The 590-nt window shown below is 73.1% G+C and carries 1 protein-coding gene; it reads right to left on the reverse strand.

Annotation, left to right across the window (positions count from 1 at the left end):
• Positions 1–200 precede the first annotated feature (200 nt).
• A partial coding sequence (locus tag ACK4SE_RS14170; protein WP_409694013.1) for a hypothetical protein occupies positions 201–590 on the reverse strand: 390 nt, incomplete at its 5' end.

Here is a 590-nt window from a genome sequence, read left to right on the forward strand (position 1 = left end):
AGCAGCGAGAGCGCGTGGCGCTCCTGCCGCTCGTCCAACACGCGCATGCCGCGCGCGCTCATCACTGCGCGAAGGGGGCCACAGGATGTGGTCTGCCTCCAGTGTCAGCAATGTGGCTTGGTGTGCATGGTGCATGGCGCACGCCGTGCGCGCCACGCACCTGCGGGAACATGACGCTGCAGGGCACACTGATCTGCCAATCACCTCGCGGCATGGACGCCTCCACCGGCTGCCAGTGATGCAGCAGGCAAGAAAGCACGTGTGCACGACTGGGGGAGCTGTGCAGTGGCAGCGGTGGCGGCGGCGGTGGCGGCGGCGGTGGCGGCGGCGGTGGCGGCGGCGGTGGCGACGCGGAGTGAGTCGTGGCAGGCGGCGAGCGCGCCGGCGGTGACGTCAGGCACGCACCGGCGCAGCAGCGACTCTGCGTTGGCGGCGCCGTGCAGCCGCTCGGCCAGCACCAGCACCTGCGCGCGCAGCGCCAGCACAGCCCGCGCGCCCGGCTCGCAGTCCCACCCCTCCTCCGCCCGTCCGTCACGCGGTGCCTCGCCCTGCAGCGCCCGCAGCGCCTCCCTCAGCACCGTCACCATACC

Origin of the sequence: Brevundimonas sp. (genome assembly GCF_046293315.1) — a bacterium.
Taxonomy (GTDB): Bacteria; Pseudomonadota; Alphaproteobacteria; order Caulobacterales; family Caulobacteraceae; genus Brevundimonas.